Source organism: Aurantimonas aggregata, assembly GCF_010500835.1.
Taxonomy (GTDB): Bacteria; Pseudomonadota; Alphaproteobacteria; order Rhizobiales; family Rhizobiaceae; genus Aurantimonas; species Aurantimonas aggregata.
The window spans coordinates 117990-136035 of the sequence record NZ_JAAAMJ010000005.1 but is presented as its reverse complement, the minus strand read 5'-3'; the positions used below and the strand labels follow the sequence as shown (position 1 = coordinate 136035).

Sequence of the window (18046 nt, the reverse complement as noted above, 5' to 3'; positions counted from 1 at the left end):
CAGCCTTACCGCAAGCCCGGTCGACCGCGCGTTCAAACGCGGCGGCGCCGACACCACAGAGAGAATGCCATGCACCGCTATCGCAGTCACAGCTGCGCCGCCCTGCGCAAGGGGGATGTCGGCGAGACGGTCCGCCTGTCCGGCTGGGCGCACCGCATCCGCGACCACGGCGGCCTGCTCTTCATCGACCTGCGCGACCACTACGGCCTGACGCAGATCGTCGTCGATCCCGATTCGCCGGCCTTCAAGCAGGCCGAGACGGTGCGCGGCGAATGGGTCATCCGCGTCGATGGCGTCGTCAAGGCGCGCTCCGACGAGACCGTCAACGCCAAGCTGCCGACCGGCGAGATCGAGATCTTCGCGCAGGAGATCGAAATCCTGTCGGCCTCGAAGGAATTGCCGCTGCCGGTCTTCGGCGAGCCGGACTATCCCGAGGACATCCGCCTCAAGTACCGCTTCCTCGACCTTCGCCGGGAGACGCTGCACCGCAACATCGTATCGCGCACCAGGATCATCGCCGAGATGCGCAATCGCATGAGCGAGGCGGGCTTCACCGAGTTCTCGACGCCGATCCTGACGGCGTCCTCGCCGGAAGGCGCGCGCGACTTCCTCGTGCCCTCGCGCATCCATGGCGGCAAGTTCTACGCGCTGCCGCAGGCGCCGCAGATCTACAAGCAGCTGATCATGGTCTCGGGCTTCGATCGGTATTTCCAGATCGCGCCCTGCTTCCGCGACGAGGACCCGCGCGCCGACCGCCTGCCGGGCGAGTTCTACCAGCTCGATCTCGAGATGAGCTTCGTCGAGCAGGAGGACGTGCTCGCCACGATGGAGCCGGTGATCCGGCAGGTGTTCGAGACCTTCGCCGACGGCAAGCCGGTGACGCAGCAATTCCCGCGCATCGCCTATGACGAGGCGATCCGCAAATACGGCTCCGACAAGCCCGATCTGCGCAACCCGATCGAGATGCAGGACGTCTCGGAGCATTTCCGTGACTCCGGCTTCAAGGTGTTTGCCAACATCCTCGCCTCGGGCGACCACAACCAGGTCTGGGCGATTCCCGCGAAGACCGGCGGCTCCCGCGCCTTTTGCGACCGGATGAATTCCTGGGCGCAGGGCGAGGGCCAGCCGGGCCTCGGCTACATCTTCTGGCGCAAGGAAGGCGACGCCGTGCAGGGCGCCGGCCCGCTCGCCAAGAACATCGGCGAGGAGCGCACCGAGGCGGTCCGCCAGCAGCTCGGCCTCGACGATGGCGATGCCTGCTTCTTCGTCGCCGGCGATCCGAAGAAGTTCTACCCCTTCGCGGGCGCGGCCCGGACGCGCGCCGGCGAGGAGCTGAACCTCGTCGATCGCGACCGCTTCGCGCTTTGCTGGATCATCGACTTCCCGTTCTACGAATGGGACGAGGACAACAAGAAGGTCGAGTTCGGCCACAACCCGTTCTCGATGCCGCAGGGCGGCATGGAAGCGCTGGAGAGCCAGGATCCGCTGACCATCAAGGCGTACCAGTACGACATGGTCTGCAACGGCTTCGAGATCGCCTCGGGCGGCATCCGCAACCATCTGGTCGAGACGATGGTCAAGGCTTTCGGGATCGTGGGGCTGGATCGCGAGACGGTCGAGGAGCGCTTCGGCGGGCTCTATCGCGCGTTCCAATACGGCGCGCCGCCGCATGGCGGCATGGCCGCCGGTGTCGACCGCATCGTCATGCTGCTGGTCGGTGCCAAGAACCTGCGCGAGATCACCATGTTCCCGATGAACCAGCAGGCGCAGGACCTGCTGATGAACGCGCCGGCCGAGGCCTCGTCGCAGCAGCTGCGCGAGCTCAGCCTGCGGGTCGCGGTCGCCAAGAAGGACGCCTGAGGTCCATCACGGGCTTGTGACCCGTTCGCGTTGGTAGCGCGGACGGGGCGTCGACATATCCCCATGACGGAATGTCTCCGCTCAGGGAGTGACACGCGACCATGGACCAGACCGAAAAACAGCTCATTCACGGTCTCTTCGACCGGCTCGACCAGGCCGAGCGCACCGCGCCGCCGCGCGACGGCGAGGCCGAATCCTTCATCCGCGAGCGGATCGGCAGCCAGCCGGGCGCGCCGTATTTCATGGCCCAGACGATCATCGTCCAGGATCAGGCCCTGGCGGCAGCCAAGGCGCGGATCGACGAGCTGGAAGCCGGCACGGCGTCGGGATCGCAGCAGTCGGCATCCTCGCGCGGCGGCCTGTTCGGTAATCTCACGGGAGGGGCGAGTCGCGCCCCGCTGCGGCCCGCCAGTTCGGCCTGGGGCCAGCGCGGTAGCGCCAGCGTGCCGTCTGCGGGCATGCGCCGGGGCGGCGGTGGCGGCGGCTTTCTCGCCGGTGCGGCTCAGACGGCGCTCGGCGTTGCTGGCGGCGTGATGCTCGGCTCCATGCTGGGCAGCCTGTTCGCCGGTGACGACACGGCGGCGGCTGACGCCGGCGGTGCCGACGAGACGGCGGCCGCGGAGCCGGAGGCGGATGCTGGGTACGAGGAGACCGGCTTCGACGATGGCGGCGGCGATTTCGGCGGCGGCTTCGACGACATCTGAGAAACGAGCCGGCGGCGAGGCTTGATCCTCGTCAGACCTGATTGACTAGATGCCGCGCCACCCCGATCGGGCAGCGCGGCTTTTCTTTGTCAGTTGTCGGTGGCGTCGTTGGCCGAAACGCTGAGGGCGAGGACACCCGGCAGGGTCTGCGGCGCACCCATCGCGGCGCCGATCAGCTGCGTCGCCGGGACCGGGGCGTTCGGCGCGATCGCGATCGACAGCGACTGCGGATCGTTGAGGAAGGTCGTGACGGCCGCGATGACCTCCTCCTGGAACGTCGGGTTCTGCAGGTACGAAAGCATCCCCGGCAGCATGCCGGTAAGGCGTCCGATCAGCTGCTCGCGCGTCTCGCCGTTCTTCTCGGCGTAATAGTCGAGCAGCTTGTCGGTCAGGCTGTCGTCGACGAATACCAGATCGGCCGAATTCAGGAATAGCTGTGATACGAGGCCCATCATCGCCATGCCGGCGGCCGACTGGTTGTCGGGGTTGGCTTCCATCTGCTGCTGGATCTGCTTCAGCGACTCGATGAAGGCGGGCGTGTAGCCGCTGATCGCGTAGGTGAAGGAGAGGCTGCCGGCGTCGGTGAGGTCGATGTCGAACGGGTCGAGCTCGAGCAGACCGGTTGTCGGGTTCCAGGTCGCGGTGCCGGCAATGTTGCCGCCGAGCGTCGCGTAGCCGAGGTCGCGCATCGTTGCGGCGCTCTCGGCATCGTCGTTCGCCGCGGTGAAGTCGGCATCGAACGTACCCGAGTCGAATTCCGAGGTCAGCGTGCCGTCATCGGCGATCTCGTTCTCCATCTCGGCCCCGCTGAGGCTGAAGACCTTTCGGCCGTCCTTCTCGACGTTGACCGATTCAACCGCGGCCCGGTCGAAGAAGAAGTCGGCGGATGTCATCGCGATAGGGGTATCGGTTGCCTCCGTGCCGACGAGATGCAGCCCCTCGATGACGATGCCGGTCACCGTCGAGTGCGTGCCTTCCTCGGTCTCGTCGATGTCGGCGATCGGCACGCGCTCGACCGTCCAGCCTTCGGCCGTCGAACCGGTGACGTTCTCGAAGGTGATCGCGTCGATCTTGTCGCCATCTTCGGCGGAGGCAGGGGAAAAGCGCACGCCGCGCAGCACCACGTCGTCGCCGTCCTCCTCGGCGCTGTCGAAGCTCATCTCGACGCTCTGGGTCGACGCAACGGCCTTGAGCCGGTCGGCAAAGGCCTGCGCATCGACGGCGAGGGCCGAGCTGGTGCACAGGAGCAGCGCCGCCGTGGCGGCGGCCGGAATGCCTGTCTTGATGATCATGGAAACCTCTTGAAACGGCGCCCCGGCACGCTGCCATCGGGCGGTGTCGCTACGTCCGCCGCAATCTAGGACGGAAGCGGCTGGCTGGTAAGAGAGTGTGGGCGGCGAAGATGCCGCGGTCATGGCGGCGCAGCGGCGACGGCAAGGCGATGGCTGTGCCGTCACGGCACAAAGCGCTGGATAAGCCGCGTTCCGGTCTTGTTCCGGCTGGCGCCGTGCCCTAGACGGGCAGCATGGGCAAGTTGACCGATCCGCCGGCCGGCGCCGGGGACATCGAACCGATCGATCTGAAGGCGGCGCTCGAGGAGCGCTACCTCGCCTATGCGCTGTCGACAATCATGGGCCGTGCGCTGCCGGACGTGCGCGACGGCATGAAGCCGGTGCATCGGCGCATCGTGCATGCGATGCGCGTCCTGCGCCTCGACCCGGGCCAGGGCTACAAGAAATGCGCCCGCATCGTCGGCGACGTGATGGGCAAGTTTCATCCGCATGGCGACGCCTCGATCTACGACGCGCTGGTGCGACTCAGCCAGGATTTCGCGATCCGCTATCCGCTGATCGACGGCCAGGGCAATTTCGGCAATATCGACGGCGATAGCGCCGCGGCCATGCGCTACACCGAAGCGCGGATGACCGAGGTGGCGACGCTGCTGCTGCGCGGCATCGACGAGGACGCGGTCGACTTCCGGGCCACCTACAACGAGGAGGACCAGGAGCCGATCGTGCTGCCGGGCGCCTTCCCGAATCTCCTCGCCAATGGCTCCTCCGGCATTGCCGTCGGCATGGCGACCTCGATCCCGCCGCACAACGCCGCCGAGCTCTGCGATGCGGCGCTGAAGCTCATCGAGAACCCCGACGCCACCACCGACATGTTGCTGCGCTTCGTGCAGGGGCCGGACTTTCCGACCGGCGGCGTCGTCATCGACAGCCAGGCGCAGATCCGCGAGGCCTACGACACCGGCCGCGGCGGCTTCCGGGTGCGCGCGCGCTGGGAGAAGGAAGAGCTCGGGCGCGGCGGCTACGTCGTCGTCGTCACCGAAATTCCCTATCAGGTGCAGAAGTCCAAGCTGATCGAGAAGATTGCCGAACTGCTGCAGGCCAAGCGCCTACCGCTGCTCGCCGACATCCGCGACGAGTCCGCCGAGGACGTGCGGATCGTGCTGGAGCCGAAGAGCCGGACGGTGGACGCCGAGATCCTGATGGAATCGCTGTTCCGGCTGACCGACTTCGAGACACGCTTCCCGCTCAACATGAACGTCCTGTCCGGCGGCAAGGTGCCGCGGGTCATGTCGCTCAAGGACGTCCTGACCGAGTGGCTGGCGCATCAGCGCGAGGTGCTGGTCCGGCGTGCCCGCTTCCGGCTCGCCCAGATCGAGCGGCGGCTGGAGGTGCTCGGCGGCTACCTGATCGCCTTCCTCAATCTCGACGAGGTGATCCGGATCATCCGCGAGGAGGACGAGCCGAAGCCGACCTTGATGCGCACCTTCGACCTGACAGACGTTCAGGCCGAGGCGATCCTCAACATGCGGCTGCGCTCCCTGCGCAAGCTGGAGGAGTTCGAGCTGCGCCGCGAGTTCGAGCAGCTGACCGAGGAGAAGGCCGGCAAGGAGGCGCTGCTCGCCTCCGACACCCAGCAATGGGCGGGAATCGCGGCTGAAATCCGCGAGGTGCGCGAGACCTTCTCCAAGAAGACCAAGCTCGGGCGGCGCCGCACGCTGTTCGCCGACGCGCCGAACCACGCGCTCGACGACATCACCGTCGCGCTCATCGAGAAGGAGCCGGTGACGGTCGTTCTGTCGAAGAAGGGCTTCCTGCGCGGCATGCGCGGCCACCTGACCGACTACAGCGGGCTCACCTTCAAGGAAGGCGACGGGCTGAAGCTCGCCTTCCCGGCGATGACCACCGACAAGCTCTTGTTCCTGTCGACCGGCGGCCGGGCCTTCACGCTCGGTGCCGACAAGCTGCCGAGCGGCCGCGGCCAGGGCGAGCCGATCCGTCTCGCCTTCGAGTTCGACGACGAGCAGGACATCGCGGTCGCCTTCGTCGCCGAGCCGGAGCGCCGCCGGCTGCTCGTGTCCTCCGACGGCAACGGCTTCGTCGCGACCGAGGCCGACATGTTGTCGGCCACCCGCAAGGGCAAGCAGATGATGAACGTCTCGCCCGGCGTGCGGCTGGCGCTGGCGGTGCCCGTCGGCGCCGGCGACCACGTCGCCATCGTCGGCGACAACCGCAAGATGCTCGTCTTCCCGCTCGCCCAGGTGCCGCAGATGGCCCGCGGCAAGGGTGTCCGGCTGCAGCGCTACAAGGATGGCGGCGTCGCCGATACGCGGGTCTTCCGCATGGCGGAGGGCCTTGCCTGGTCGGATTCCGCCGGCCGCGCCTTCGTGCGCTCGGAGGCCGAGTTGCTGGAGTGGCGCGGCGACCGGGCGCAGGCCGGCCGGCTCGTGCCGAAGGGATTTCCGAAGAGCAACCGCTTCGCCGGCTGAGCCGGCGCCGGGTCGGGCGTCAGGCTCCCCTTAAGGCGGCCCGCAAGCCACCCGGGGGGTCAGCCCTCGTAGCGTTCCCAGCCCTTCGCCATCAGATGCTCCTGCGGCTGGAAGCGGATCTTGTAGTCCATCTTCCGCGAGCCGTTCACCCAGTAGCCGAGATAGAGATAGGGCAGGCCCATGCGGCGGGTTCGCTCGATATGGTCGAGGATCATGTAGGTGCCGAGGCTGCGGGCACTCTCGGTGGGTTCGAAGAACGAATACACCATCGAGACGCCATCCCCCATGACGTCGCTGAGCGCGACGGCGACCAGGTCGCCATCCGAGGCGGTGGTGAAGGCCGAATCCGGGCCGCGCTCGCGATACTGGATCAGCCGCGTGTCGACCTGGCTGTCCTCGACCATCATCGCGTAGTCGAGCACGCTCATCTCCGACATGCCGCCATGCGTGTGCCGGTCGTCGAGATAGCGCCGGAACAGCGAATATTGTTCGCTCGACGGGCTCGGCTCGCTCATCCGCCCGACGAGGTCGGCGTTGCGGGCAATGACCCGGCGCATCGACCGGCCGGGCCGGAACTCGTCGACGAGGATCCGCACCGAGACGCAGGCGCGGCAGCGCTCGCAGGCCGGGCGATAGGCGATGTTCTGGCTGCGGCGGAAGCCACCCTGGCTGAGGAGGTCCAGCAGCCCCGAGGCGCGATCGCCGACGAGATGGGTGAATACCTTCCGCTCGGCCTGGCCGGGCAGATAGGGGCAGGCGGACGGGGAGGTGAGGAAGAATTGCGGGGTCTGCGGATGATGCACGGTCATGGACGCAAACCCTCCCTCACAGCGAGTAGTACCATGGTGCAACGAGCGAAAAAGTTAACCACACGAGGATCACCAGTGGAATCCCTGCCTTGAGGAAGTCCACGAAGCGGTAGCGCCCGGGCCCCATGACCAGGAGATTGGTCTGGTAACCGATGGGCGTGGCGAAGGATGCGTTGGCGGCGAAGATGACGCAAGCCAGGAACGGCTCCGGCGCGACGCCAAGGCGCCGGGCCATGTCGAGGGCGAGGGGGGTGAACAGCACCGCCGTGGCATTGTTCGACAGAAGGTTCGTCATGATCGCGATGACCAGGAACAACCCCGACAGGATGATGGCGGGCGGCATGTCGGCGAGCAGCGACACCGTTCCGTCGGCGATCAGCGCGGCACCGCCGGTGCGCTCCAGCGCCGTCGCCGCGGCGATCGAGGCCCCGACCAGCATGAAGATCGAGCGGTCGAAGGAGCGGGCCGCCTCGCCGATGGTGAGGCAACCGGTCGCCACCATCAGCAGCGCGCCGAGGACGGCGAGCACGACGATCGGCAGCACGCCGGCGGCAGACATCAGCACCACGGCAAAGAAAATCGAGGCAGCGAGCGCGGCCTTGGCACCCTGCGGGATCGGTCGCGCGGAATATTCCAGCAACAACAGATCGTGATTGCCCCGGAGTGTCGCGATCGCCGCCTCGCGCCCGCAAAGGAGCAGCGTGTCGCCGGGCTCCAGCCGAATCTCGGAAAGCGCAGAACGCGCCATGCGGCTCTTGCGCTGCAGCCCGAACAGGGTGATGCCGAACTGCGTCCTGAGGCCGGAATACTGCATGGTGCGGCCGGCATAGCGCGAACCCGGCGCCACCACCGCTTCGGCCATGACCATGTCCGGGCCGATCTTGTTTGTATGCTCGGCACCGCTTTGGCCGGACGGGTCGAGCGCCTTGATCGTCAGATTGCCGCTCGACAGCGCCTTGGCGTAGGCGCGGCGCGTCGCGGTGACGATCAGCCGGTCGCCCTCCGTCAAGGTGATGTCGTCGAAGGGCGGCAGGATCGTCTCGTCGCCGCGCAGGATCATCCGCGGCGTCAGGTCGCCGAGCCCGGTGAACAGGCCGGCACGCGCGGTGATGCCCGCGAAGGCATGGCCCTCGATGATGTCGAGTTCACCGAGAAACTGCTTGCCGCCCGGATCCATCAGGCGTCCGCCGGTGCCGTCGCGCACCTTCAGGATCTTCGGCATGATCTTGATCACGTAGAACGCGCCGACCGCGGCGATGGCGATCCCCGGCACGGTGATGTCGAAGAAGCCGATCGTGATGTTCGACCGCTCGGCGACGCCGGCGACCAGAAGGTTCGTCGACGAGCCGAGCAGGGTCGTCATGCCGCCGAGGATCGACAGGAACGAGAGCGGCATGAACACCCGCGACGGCGCGATGCCGCGCTGCGTCGCAAGCATCGTCAGGATCGGAATGAAGATCACGACGACGGGGGTGTTGTTGAGGAAGGCCGAGAGGACCATCGCCGCCAGGAGCACGATGGCGACCGCGCCGGTCCCGGCAGAGCCGCCGAGCCGCGCCAGCCAGCGTGTCGGCATCGCCATCGCATCGGTGGCGAACAGGCCCTGGCCGATCATCAGCAGCGCCATGACCGTGATCAGCGCGGGGTTGGCAAAGCCCGACAGCATGTCGGCGCTCGTCACCGCGAGCCCGGCCGGATCCCGGAAGGGCAGGGCGGCGAACAGCACGAGGAAGGCGGCCAGCGAGGCGGCAGCGACGGCCTCGATAGGCCAGCGATCGAGCGCGTAGCCGACGATGCTGCCGACGATCAGCAGGTAGGTCGCCCAGAGGTGAAAGGAATCCATGAACCGCCGCGTCTTGTTGTACAACGCAGCTTATCGGTTCCACGGGCCGGCGTGGCAAGCCGCCGGCCTATGCGCCGCGATGGTGGCTGGCCGCTGAAGCGGCAGCGGGCGCGCTTTGCTCAGTGGTCGCGGACGATGACCGTGCCGAGCAGCAGATCGTGGAGCAGCTGCTTGCGGCCGGTGAACAGCGCGACGAGCAGAACCAGTGGCGTCAGCACCGAAACCGAGGCCCAGAACAGGACGCCGTGAAGCACCGCCAGCACCGGCTCGACCGGGGCGCCATCCAGCCGCCGGACGCGCAGATCCGCAAGCCGCATGCCGGGCGTCGCCTGCGCGGCGCTGCCCATGGTGAAGCCGACATAGACGATGGCGATCACCGGCAGGAGCACGGCATACAGCCCCCAGGCCAGCCCGAGTGACACGAGGCCGAGCAGGAAAACGACGATGGCGGCCGGGATGGAGAGGATGAGGACCAGCGCATAGTCGAACAGGAAGGCGACGATGCGGCGCGTGCGGACCCCGGAGTACAGCCGCGGCTCGTCCAGGTCGCGCGCGGCGGCGTTCACGTAGCTGGTTTCGGCCTGGTAGCTCATCTCGAAGATCCTTGGTCGGAAGCGGTCATCAGATAAATGGGTACCCGAATGCCGCGCCGCAACAGGCCGGCGAGGGGCGTCAGCGAGCCTTCAGATGCGCAGCGACCCGCGGTGAGAAATAGCTGAGGATGCCGGCCGCGCCGGCCCGCTTGAAGCCGCCGAGGCTTTCCAGCATCGCCTTTTCGCCGTCGAGCCAGCCATTCTGCGCGGCGGCCATGATCATCGAGTATTCGCCGGAGGTCTGGTAGGCGAAGGTCGGCACGCCAAGCTCGCGCGACAGCCGGCCGACGATGTCGAGATAGGGCATGCCAGGTTTGACCATGATCATGTCGGCGCCTTCGGCGATGTCCTGCGCCGCCTCCCGCAAGGCCTCTTCCGAGTTGCCATAGTCCATCTGGTAGGTCCGCTTGTCGCCGCGCAGCATCACCCCCGAGCCGACCGCGTCGCGGAACGGGCCGTAGAAGGCCGAGGCATATTTCGCCGAATAGGCCATGATCAGCGTGTCGCGCAGTCCGGCCGAGTCGAGCGCGCCGCGGATGCAGGCGACACGGCCGTCCATCATGTCCGATGGGCCGATGATGTCGCAGCCCGACTGCGCCTGGACCACCGCCTGGCGGCACAGCATGTCGACGCTCTCGTCGTTGAGGATGCGATCGCCCTGCATCACGCCGTCATGGCCGTGGCTTGTATAGGGATCGAGCGCGACGTCGCAGAGGATCCCGACTTCCGGCACGGCGGACTTGATCGCCCGGCTGGCGCGGCAGACGAGATTGCCCTCGTTCAGCGCCTCCGAGCCGGTCTCGTCCCGCTTGCCGGGATCCGTGTAAGGAAACAGCGCGATCACCGGGATGCCGAGATCGCGCGCCTGCCGCGCTGCCTCGACGCAGCCCGCGACCGACAGCCGGAAGACGCCCGGCATCGACGGCACGGGCTCGCCGTCGCCATCGCCTTCCCGTACGAAGATCGGCCAGATCAGATCGTCGACGCCCAGCGTCGTCTCGCGGACCAGCCGGCGCGTCCAGTCTGCCTGGCGCAGGCGGCGCATCCGCAGCCCGCCGGTGACCGCGTCGATCCGTTCGCTGATCAAGGGGAGGGCATCGCTTCGGTGGTCCATCGGAATGTCCGTCCCTTCGCTCGGCATGGCTATCGGCGCCCGGTTGGGGCAATGGTTCGCCCGGCGGTCGCGCGGCGTGGCGTCCGCCGCGCCGTTGGCGCCTTGGGTAGGCCTTCGCTGCGGCTATCGCAAGATTGACGGCGCTCGCGGCCGGGCCCTAGCGTCGAGGGCCATCGCGGGGAGGCCAAGCCTGGGCAGATCACTGCCTACGATATAACCCCGAGCCTGCGGCTCCCCGACATCATGCTGGCGAGAAAGGCCGTAGCAATTTGACCATCGAGCTCACCCCGCGGGACGCCCCGGCCGAAAGCCTCAATCAGCGACTGATCGTGTGGCTCTACCGGCTCTCCGCGCTCGCCCTGTTCACGCTCGGAATCGGCTACTGGATCCGCCTCGTCGGCATCTCCGACGGACCGTTCGATCGCTTCGATCTGATGCCGCTGTGGTGGAAGATGGCTGCGCCGGCGCTTGCCGTCCTCTATCCGGTCGGTGGCATCGGGCTCTGGCTGACGGCGGGCTGGGGCGCGGTGATCTGGATCCTGATCGCGCTGATCGAGGCCGTGATGCATCTCGGCTTCCCCGAGCTGTTCGGCGGCGACCTCGTCTGGCTCGGCTTCCACGTCTGGGGACTGGGCATGCTGGCGGCGCTGCGCCTCGTCGGCTGGCGCGAGGAACGCAAGGCTCGCCGCCGCTGAAACCCGCCCGCGGGATTTCGTTAAGCAAAACAATTGAACTGTCGCTCGTAAGGCCGCATTAAGCCTGCGGTTTAAGTCGAATTTTAGACGCGCCGCGTAGGTTGATTTTCAAGATGGGGTCGAAAGAGAACATCCATCAGATCAACAGCGGAGTATACTATGAACGCGCAGACGAAGAACGACCACCAAGCGCAGCCGGAAGCCAAGGCAGAGCTGAAGTCGCTGTATCTCGAGACGCTGCAGCTGGTGGAGCGTCTGCATCGTCGCCTCCTCGACGTCATCAAGGACGAGTTCGAACGCGGCGGCCGCACCGACATCAACGCCGTCCAGGCATTGCTGCTCTTCAATATCGGCGACTCGGTGCTGACCGCCGGCGAGCTGCGCACCCGCGGCTTCTATCTGGGCTCGAACGTCTCCTACAATCTGAAGAAGCTGGTCGAGCTCGGCTTCATCAACCACCAGAAATCGCGGGTCGATCGCCGCGCCGTGCGCGTCTCGCTGACGGACGCCGGCATGGAAGTCGCGGCCGTCGTCGCCGAGCTGTATGACCGCCACATCGGCTCGATCGACAAGGTCGGCGGACTGGACGAGCAGGAATTCCAGAAGATGAATCGCTCGCTGCAGCGGCTGGACCGCTTCTGGAACGACCAGATCCTCTACCGGCTCTGATCGTCCGCCCCACACGTCTGCGTGAAGGCTCCGCGGCTCCCGAAAGGGTCGGCGGGGCATTCGCGCGTCCGCAGCGCATCTGACTACCGGTAACCGTTGTAGATCAGGGGCATCGCTTCACGCTTTGGCCATATTGCGGTGCCTTACCCTTTGGTCACGCAGGCGGGGTACGAGGTGCGGCCTCATGCGCCCGCGGGGGAGCCTGGAGGCCACCCGCGGGCGGGTTCCACGCAGGGGCGGCGGCAAGACGAGGGGTTACCATGACGATTTCCAACGACGGCTCGAACGCAAAGCGGCTGACGCGCCGGAAGTTCGTCCTGGCGACGGCAGCGGCCGGCGCGGCGCTGCTACCCGGCGCGGCCTTCGCGCAGAACGCGCTGAACGATCTCCTGCGCGCACCGAGCCGCGGCAACTGGGACGACCAGTTCGACACGCGCGGCACGAACGTTCGCGAAGTCGCCTCGAACTCGCCGATCTTCTCGCAGAACACCTTCGCCGCCACCCAGCAGGCGGTGCAGGCCTATGGCGAACTCGTCTCCATGGGCGGCTGGCAGACGGTGCCGGAAGGCGAGACGCTCCGCCTCGGCGTCACCTCGCCGTCCGTGACGGCCCTGCGCCAGCGGCTTTACGCGTCCGGCGACCTGCCGCAGAGCGCCGGCGCCTCGCCGTCCTTCGACACCTATGTCGACGCCGCGGTTAAGCGCTTCCAGGCCCGCCACGGCCTGCCGGCCGACGGCGTCGCGGCGACCCACACCTTCAAGGCGATGAACGTGCCGGCGGATCTGCGCCTGCGCCAGCTGCAGGTGAATCTCGGTCGACTGCAGGAATCGCTCGCCAGCGAGCGGGCCGCACGCTTCGTCATGGTCAACATTCCGGCAGCCGCCATCGAGGCCGTCGAGAACGGCCGCGTGGTCCAGCGCCATACGGCCGTGGTCGGCAAGACCGATCGCCAGACGCCGATTCTCGATTCGAAGATCACCAATCTCAATCTCAACCCGTACTGGCACGCGCCTGCCTCGATCGTCCGCAAGGACATCATTCCGCTGATGCAGAAGGATTCGACCTATCTGGAGCGGAACGACATCCACATCTTCGACGGCAAGGGTCAGGAGATTGCGCCGGAGACGATCAACTGGAACTCCGACGACGCCGTGCGCTACCTGTTCCGCCAGGAGCCGGGCAAGAACAACGCGATGAGCTCGGTGAAGATCAACTTCCCGAACGCCCATGCGGTCTACATGCACGACACGCCGCAGCAGAGCCTGTTCTCCGAGCTGATGCGCTTTGAATCCTCGGGCTGCGTCCGTGTCCAGAACGTCCGCGACCTGATCGTCTGGATCGCCCGCGACGAGCCGGGCTGGGATCGCCAGGCGATCGAGCAGATCATCGCTGCCCGTACGCGCCAGGACATCGATCTCTCCAACCCGATCCCGGTCCACTTCACCTATGTCTCCGCCTGGGCGACCGATCCGACGGTGGTGCAGTTCCGCGACGACATCTACCATCTGGATGGCGCCGAGCAGCTGGCGATGAGCGAGCTGACGACGACCGCCTATGCGGCCGGGCAGGAAAACCCCTACGCACGCGGCGACGACGGCTACTGATCGCGGGACCGCCATCGCGAATGACTGAATGCCGGCCGGGTGCAGCGATGCGCCCGGCCGCGGCTTTTTGAAGCGGCCGCCGCCTGGCGCGGTTGGTGCGCCGTCAGCGGCTGTGCTAAGGGCGTCGCGACAGGCAGGTGGGCCCGCAGAACCAGCCACTGCAACGGGAGAAACGATCATGAGCCAGGCCGTCCGCACCGGTGACGCCAATGATTTCGGCGATTTCTTCACTGCCTCGCTCAGCGAGCGCGATCCGGCGATCTTCGGCGCCGTCGGCCAGGAACTTGCCCGGCAGCGCCACGAGATCGAGCTGATCGCCTCGGAGAACATCGTCTCCAGGGCCGTGCTCGAGGCACAGGGCTCCGTCCTCACCAACAAATACGCCGAGGGCTATCCCGGCCGGCGCTATTATGGCGGCTGCGAATTCGTAGACATCGTCGAGGATCTGGCGATCGAGCGGGTCAAGCAGCTCTTCGGCTGCGGCTTCGCCAACGTCCAGCCGAACTCCGGCAGCCAGGCCAACCAGGCGGTGCTGCTGGCGCTGTCCAAGCCCGGCGACACGCTGCTCGGCATGAGCCTCGATGCCGGCGGCCATCTGACCCACGGCGCCAAGCCCAATCTTTCCGGCCGCTGGTTCAACGCGGTGCAGTACGGGCTCGACCTTGAGACCGGGCTGATCGACTACGACCAGGTCGAGGCGCTCGCCGTCGAGCACAAGCCGGCGGTGATCGTCGCCGGCGGCTCTGCCTATTCGCGCCACATCGACTTCGCCCGTTTCCGGGCGATTGCCGACAAGGTCGGTGCCTATCTCTGGGTCGACATGGCGCATTTCGCCGGCCTCGTCGCCGCCGGCCAGCATCCGAGCCCGTTTCCGCACGCCCATGTCGTCACCTCGACGACCCACAAGACGCTGCGCGGCCCGCGCGGCGGCATCGTGCTGACCGACGACGAGGCGATCGCCAAGAAGATCAATTCGGCGATCTTCCCGGGCCTTCAGGGCGGGCCGCTGATGCACGTCATCGCCGGCAAGGCCGTGGCCTTCGGCGAGGCGCTGACGCCGACCTTCCAGTCCTACATCAAGAGTGTCGTCGAGAACGCCAAGGTTCTGGCCGAGACGCTGCGCGAGGGCGGGCTGGATATCGTATCCGGCGGCACCGATACCCATCTGATGCTGGTCGACCTCCGGCCGATGAACCTCACGGGCAAGCACTCGGAGACGGCGCTCGGCCGCGCCAACATCACGTGCAACAAGAACGGCGTTCCCAACGATCCGCAGAAGCCGACCATCACGTCGGGTGTCCGTCTCGGCACGCCCGCAGCGACGAGCCGCGGCTTCGGTGTCCAGGAATTCCGGGAAGTCGCCCAGATGATCGTCGAGGTGCTCGACGGGCTGCGGTCGGCGAATTCGGAAGAGGGCAATGCCGAGGTCGAGGCGCGGGTCAAGGCGAAGGTCATCGCCCTGACCGACCGTTTCCCGATCTACCCGACGCTCTGACGCGTCGGCGCGCGTCGATCACCGCGGCACAGCAAGGCCAGTAAGCGAGGATTCATGCGCTGCCCCTATTGCGGCTCGCAAGACAGCCAGGTGAAGGATTCGCGCCCCGCCGAGGATGGCGGGGCGATCCGGCGCCGTCGCGTCTGCCCGGATTGCAACGGCCGCTTCACCACCTTCGAGCGAATCCAGTTGCGCGAGCTGCAGGTCTTGAAGAAGGCCGGCCGCAAGGTGCCGTTCGACCGTGACAAGCTGGCGCGTTCGGTCGAGGTGGCGCTGCGCAAGCGCCCGGTCGATCCCGAGCGCATCGAGCGGCTGATCTCCGGCATCGTGCGCCGGCTCGAGCAGTCCGGCGAGCAGGAAATCCCGTCCGATACGATCGGCGAGATGGTGATGGAGGCGCTGAAGGGCCTCGACGACGTCGCCTATGTCCGCTTTGCCTCGGTGTATCGCGACTTCCGCGAGGCCAAGGACTTCGAATCGGTGATCGGCGAGCTGGCGCGTTCGCAGTTGCCGGCGGACCCGGCGAAGCCGGCATGACCGCCGTCTCCAAAGAGATGATCCCGGCCGCCACCGAGACCGACCGCCGCTTCATGGCAGCGGCGATCCGCTTTGCCATGCGCAACGCCGGCCGGACCGCCACCAATCCCTCGGTTGCGACGCTGATCGTGCGCGACGACGGCGCCGGGCCGGTCGTCGTCGGTCGCGGCGTCACCGCGCTCGGCGGTCGCCCGCATGCGGAGACCGTGGCGCTGGCGGAAGCCGGCGATCGGGCGCGCGGGGCGACGGCCTATGTGACGCTCGAGCCCTGCGCCCATCATGGCCGCACGCCGCCCTGCGCCGAGGCGCTGGTGACGGCGGGCGTGGCGCGCGTCGTGTCCGCCGCGGCCGACCCCGATCCGCGCGTCGACGGCAAGGGGCACGCGATCCTGCGCGCCGCCGGATTGTCGGTGACGCCGCGGGTGATGGCCGAGGAAGCCGCGGAGACGATGTCCGGCTACCTGAATCGGCATCGCAGGAACCGCCCGGAAGTGACTCTCAAGCTTGCGGTTTCGCGCGACGGCAAGATCGGCATCCGCGGCGGCGGCCAGGTTAAGATCACCGGCCCCGTCGCCGATGCGCAGACCCATCTCGTGCGCGCCCGCCACGACGCGATCCTTGTCGGCTCGGGTACGCTGCTGGAAGACGACCCGCGGCTCGACTGCCGGCTGCCGGGCCTTGGCGACCGCTCGCCGACCCGCATCGTCCTCGACCCGCGGCTGCGCACGGAGCCGGATCGGGCGCTGGCGCGCACCGCCGGCGACACGCCGACGCTGATCGCTACCTTCGTCGACGCCGATCCCGCCCGCCGCGCCGCGCTCGTCGCCTGTGGCGTCGCGTTCCTGTCCTGCGAGACCGACCCGGACACCGGCCGGATCGCGCTGCCGGAAATGCTGGAGGACCTTGGTGCCGTCGGCATGTCGAGCATCCTCGTCGAGGGCGGCGCCGAGACCGGGGCGAGCTTCCTGGACAGCGACCTCGTCGACCGGCTGATCCTGGTCGAGGGCGACACCGAAGTCGGCCCGAACGGCGTTGCCGCGCCGATCGTGCCGTCCATCGCCGGCCAGCGCTTCCGGCCGGTGCGAAGCTATCGCTTCGGGCCGGATCGCTGGTTCGAATATGTGCGGAGAGACGACTGATGTTTACCGGACTGATCACCGACGTGGGGCGTATCGAGCGGGTCGAGACACTGGACGAGGGGCGGCGGCTCCGCATCGGCACCGCTTACGACACCGCGTCGATCGCGCTCGGTGCCTCGATCGCCTGTTCCGGCGTCTGCCTGACGGTTACCGCCCTGCCGCAGGCCGACGAGGACCGGCGCTGGTTCGAGGTCGAGGCGTGGGAGGAGGCGCTGCGGCTGACCACTGCCGGCGTGTGGGACGAGGGCACGGCGATTAATCTCGAGCGCTCGCTGAGGATCGGCGACGAGATCGGTGGACACCTCGTGTCCGGCCATGTCGACGGGCTCGCCGAGATCGTCGCGGTGGAGGCGGAAGGCGAGGCGACGCGATTCCGGCTGCGGGCCGGCCCCGACGAGAAGCGCTTCATCGCCCGCAAGGGCTCGGTCTGCCTCGACGGCACGTCGCTGACGGTCAATTCGGTCGAGGACGACTGCTTCGACGTGCTGCTGATCCGGCACTCGCTCGACGTGACCACCTGGAAGGATCGGCAGGTCGGCGACGTCGTCAACCTTGAGGTCGACCAGATTGCGCGCTATGCGGAGCGCCTGTTCGGCGCGCACCCGGCCGCTTCGTGAGCGGATCGTCAGCCGCCGGCCCATTCGGACAGCCAAGCATCAGCCGGCGCGGGCGGGTGGCGGAACCTGCTGCGGGACCGTCCTTGCGGGTCCACCCGGCTGGCGTTGCCGCGTCATTCGCCACGAAGGAATAGATCATGGCCGCAAAGCCGCACATCCTCATCGTCGAGGCCCGCTTCTACGATCACATCGGCGATCTGCTGCTCGCGGGCGCGAAGGCCGCGCTCGACGATGTCGGCGCCACCTACGAGGTCGTCACCGTGCCCGGCGCGCTGGAGGCACCGGCCGCCGTCGGCTTCGCGCTGACCGGCGCCGACGAGGGCGAGAACGAGTATGACGGCTACGTCGTCCTCGGCTGTGTCATCCGCGGCGAGACCTACCATTTCGAGATCGTCGCCGGGGAATCGGCTCGTGCGCTGATGGTCCTGTCCATCGACGAGAACCTGGCGATCGGCAACGGCATCCTGACCGTCGAGAACGAGGAGCAGGCGCTCGAGCGGGCCGATCCCAAGCGCAAGGACAAGGGCGGCGCGGCGGCCCGCACCGCCCTGGCGATGATCGCGCTGCGCGACCGACTGGGGGCGTAAGG

The 18046-nt window shown here is 67.4% G+C and carries 16 protein-coding genes; 11 read left to right on the top strand and 5 right to left on the bottom strand.

Going from position 1 to position 18046, the window contains the following annotated elements; all coding sequences use genetic code 11:
- The first annotated feature begins 69 nt into the window (after positions 1–69).
- Positions 70–1860, top strand: a complete 1791-nt coding sequence (aspS, locus tag GTW51_RS09575) for an aspartate--tRNA ligase (protein WP_163043695.1) — start codon at positions 70–72, stop codon at positions 1858–1860.
- 101 nt (positions 1861–1961) lie between these two features.
- The gene (locus GTW51_RS09570) at positions 1962–2564 is read left to right on the top strand and encodes a DUF2076 domain-containing protein (RefSeq protein ID WP_163043694.1); all 603 of its coding nucleotides are present in this window, start codon (positions 1962–1964) and stop codon (positions 2562–2564) included.
- A gap of 89 nt (positions 2565–2653) precedes the next feature.
- Here GTW51_RS09570 and GTW51_RS09565 read toward each other — a convergent pair whose 3' ends face one another.
- Positions 2654–3856 carry a hypothetical protein gene (locus GTW51_RS09565; protein ID WP_163043693.1) on the bottom strand — a complete coding sequence of 401 codons (1203 nt, stop codon included), beginning with the start codon at positions 3854–3856 and terminating at the stop codon, positions 2654–2656.
- 233 nt (positions 3857–4089) lie between these two features.
- On the opposite strand from GTW51_RS09565, the gene parC reads away from it, so the two are divergent.
- The gene (gene parC / locus GTW51_RS09560) at positions 4090–6342 is read left to right on the top strand and encodes a DNA topoisomerase IV subunit A (RefSeq protein WP_163043692.1); all 2253 of its coding nucleotides are present in this window, start codon (positions 4090–4092) and stop codon (positions 6340–6342) included.
- 59 nt (positions 6343–6401) lie between these two features.
- Here parC and GTW51_RS09555 read toward each other — a convergent pair whose 3' ends face one another.
- The 4 genes from GTW51_RS09555 to hemB form a co-directional block, all read right to left on the bottom strand.
- Positions 6402–7151, bottom strand: a complete 750-nt coding sequence (locus tag GTW51_RS09555) for an arginyltransferase (RefSeq protein WP_163043691.1) — start codon at positions 7149–7151, stop codon at positions 6402–6404.
- 16 nt (positions 7152–7167) lie between these two features.
- The gene (locus tag GTW51_RS09550) at positions 7168–8994 is read right to left on the bottom strand and encodes an SLC13 family permease (protein WP_163043690.1); all 1827 of its coding nucleotides are present in this window, start codon (positions 8992–8994) and stop codon (positions 7168–7170) included.
- A gap of 119 nt (positions 8995–9113) precedes the next feature.
- Positions 9114–9587, bottom strand: coding sequence for an RDD family protein (locus GTW51_RS09545; protein WP_163043689.1), 474 nt, complete (start codon positions 9585–9587; stop codon positions 9114–9116).
- A 79-nt stretch (positions 9588–9666) separates the two neighbouring features.
- Positions 9667–10701 carry a porphobilinogen synthase gene (gene hemB / locus GTW51_RS09540; RefSeq protein WP_163043688.1) on the bottom strand — a complete coding sequence of 345 codons (1035 nt, stop codon included), beginning with the start codon at positions 10699–10701 and terminating at the stop codon, positions 9667–9669.
- A gap of 269 nt (positions 10702–10970) precedes the next feature.
- Here hemB and GTW51_RS09535 point away from each other — a divergent pair, with 269 nt between their 5' ends.
- The 8 genes from GTW51_RS09535 (at position 10971) to ribH (ending at position 18044) form a co-directional block, all read left to right on the top strand.
- A complete protein-coding gene (locus GTW51_RS09535) occupies positions 10971–11396 on the top strand; it encodes a DUF6163 family protein (RefSeq protein WP_163043687.1) in 426 nt (141 codons plus the stop codon).
- A 159-nt stretch (positions 11397–11555) separates the two neighbouring features.
- Positions 11556–12065, top strand: a complete 510-nt coding sequence (ldtR, locus tag GTW51_RS09530) for a transcriptional regulator LdtR (RefSeq protein ID WP_163043686.1) — start codon at positions 11556–11558, stop codon at positions 12063–12065.
- A 260-nt stretch (positions 12066–12325) separates the two neighbouring features.
- Entirely contained in the window at positions 12326–13669 is a 1344-nt protein-coding gene (locus tag GTW51_RS09525; RefSeq protein WP_163043685.1) for a L,D-transpeptidase family protein, read from the top strand.
- Between the two features lie 178 nt (positions 13670–13847).
- Entirely contained in the window at positions 13848–15164 is a 1317-nt protein-coding gene (gene glyA, locus GTW51_RS09520) for a serine hydroxymethyltransferase (RefSeq protein WP_163043684.1), read from the top strand.
- A gap of 54 nt (positions 15165–15218) precedes the next feature.
- A complete protein-coding gene (gene nrdR, locus GTW51_RS09515; RefSeq protein ID WP_163043683.1) occupies positions 15219–15701 on the top strand; it encodes a transcriptional regulator NrdR in 483 nt (160 codons plus the stop codon).
- On the top strand, positions 15698–16840 hold the full coding sequence (gene ribD / locus GTW51_RS09510; protein WP_163043682.1) for a bifunctional diaminohydroxyphosphoribosylaminopyrimidine deaminase/5-amino-6-(5-phosphoribosylamino)uracil reductase RibD: 1143 nt from the start codon (positions 15698–15700) through the stop codon (positions 16838–16840). Before nrdR ends, ribD begins: the two co-directional genes overlap by 4 nt.
- Positions 16840–17457, top strand: coding sequence for a riboflavin synthase (locus GTW51_RS09505; RefSeq protein WP_163043681.1), 618 nt, complete (start codon positions 16840–16842; stop codon positions 17455–17457). The genes ribD and GTW51_RS09505 overlap by 1 nt, the downstream gene beginning before the upstream one ends.
- Before the next feature lie 137 nt (positions 17458–17594).
- Positions 17595–18044 (top strand): 6,7-dimethyl-8-ribityllumazine synthase, encoded by a 450-nt coding sequence (gene ribH / locus GTW51_RS09500; protein WP_163043680.1) that lies wholly within the window; start codon positions 17595–17597, stop codon positions 18042–18044.
- Positions 18045–18046: the final 2 nt, after the last annotated feature.

Excerpts from the sequence above, each read along its gene's own strand:
- GTW51_RS09555 (WP_163043691.1), bottom strand. The coding sequence starts at position 7,151 with ATGACCGTGCATCATCCGCAGACCCCGCAATTCTTCCTCACCTCCCCG.
- ldtR (WP_163043686.1), top strand. The coding sequence starts at position 11,556 with ATGAACGCGCAGACGAAGAACGACCACCAAGCGCAGCCGGAAGCCAAG.
- GTW51_RS09565 (WP_163043693.1), bottom strand. The coding sequence starts at position 3,856 with ATGATCATCAAGACAGGCATTCCGGCCGCCGCCACGGCGGCGCTGCTC.
- ribH (WP_163043680.1), top strand. The coding sequence starts at position 17,595 with ATGGCCGCAAAGCCGCACATCCTCATCGTCGAGGCCCGCTTCTACGAT.
- aspS (WP_163043695.1), top strand. The coding sequence starts at position 70 with ATGCACCGCTATCGCAGTCACAGCTGCGCCGCCCTGCGCAAGGGGGAT.
- GTW51_RS09525 (WP_163043685.1), top strand. The coding sequence starts at position 12,326 with ATGACGATTTCCAACGACGGCTCGAACGCAAAGCGGCTGACGCGCCGG.
- GTW51_RS09505 (WP_163043681.1), top strand. The coding sequence starts at position 16,840 with ATGTTTACCGGACTGATCACCGACGTGGGGCGTATCGAGCGGGTCGAG.
- GTW51_RS09550 (WP_163043690.1), bottom strand. The coding sequence starts at position 8,994 with ATGGATTCCTTTCACCTCTGGGCGACCTACCTGCTGATCGTCGGCAGC.
- GTW51_RS09545 (WP_163043689.1), bottom strand. The coding sequence starts at position 9,587 with ATGAGCTACCAGGCCGAAACCAGCTACGTGAACGCCGCCGCGCGCGAC.
- GTW51_RS09570 (WP_163043694.1), top strand. The coding sequence starts at position 1,962 with ATGGACCAGACCGAAAAACAGCTCATTCACGGTCTCTTCGACCGGCTC.
- hemB (WP_163043688.1), bottom strand. The coding sequence starts at position 10,701 with ATGGACCACCGAAGCGATGCCCTCCCCTTGATCAGCGAACGGATCGAC.
- parC (WP_163043692.1), top strand. The coding sequence starts at position 4,090 with ATGGGCAAGTTGACCGATCCGCCGGCCGGCGCCGGGGACATCGAACCG.
- ribD (WP_163043682.1), top strand. The coding sequence starts at position 15,698 with ATGACCGCCGTCTCCAAAGAGATGATCCCGGCCGCCACCGAGACCGAC.
- glyA (WP_163043684.1), top strand. The coding sequence starts at position 13,848 with ATGAGCCAGGCCGTCCGCACCGGTGACGCCAATGATTTCGGCGATTTC.
- nrdR (WP_163043683.1), top strand. The coding sequence starts at position 15,219 with ATGCGCTGCCCCTATTGCGGCTCGCAAGACAGCCAGGTGAAGGATTCG.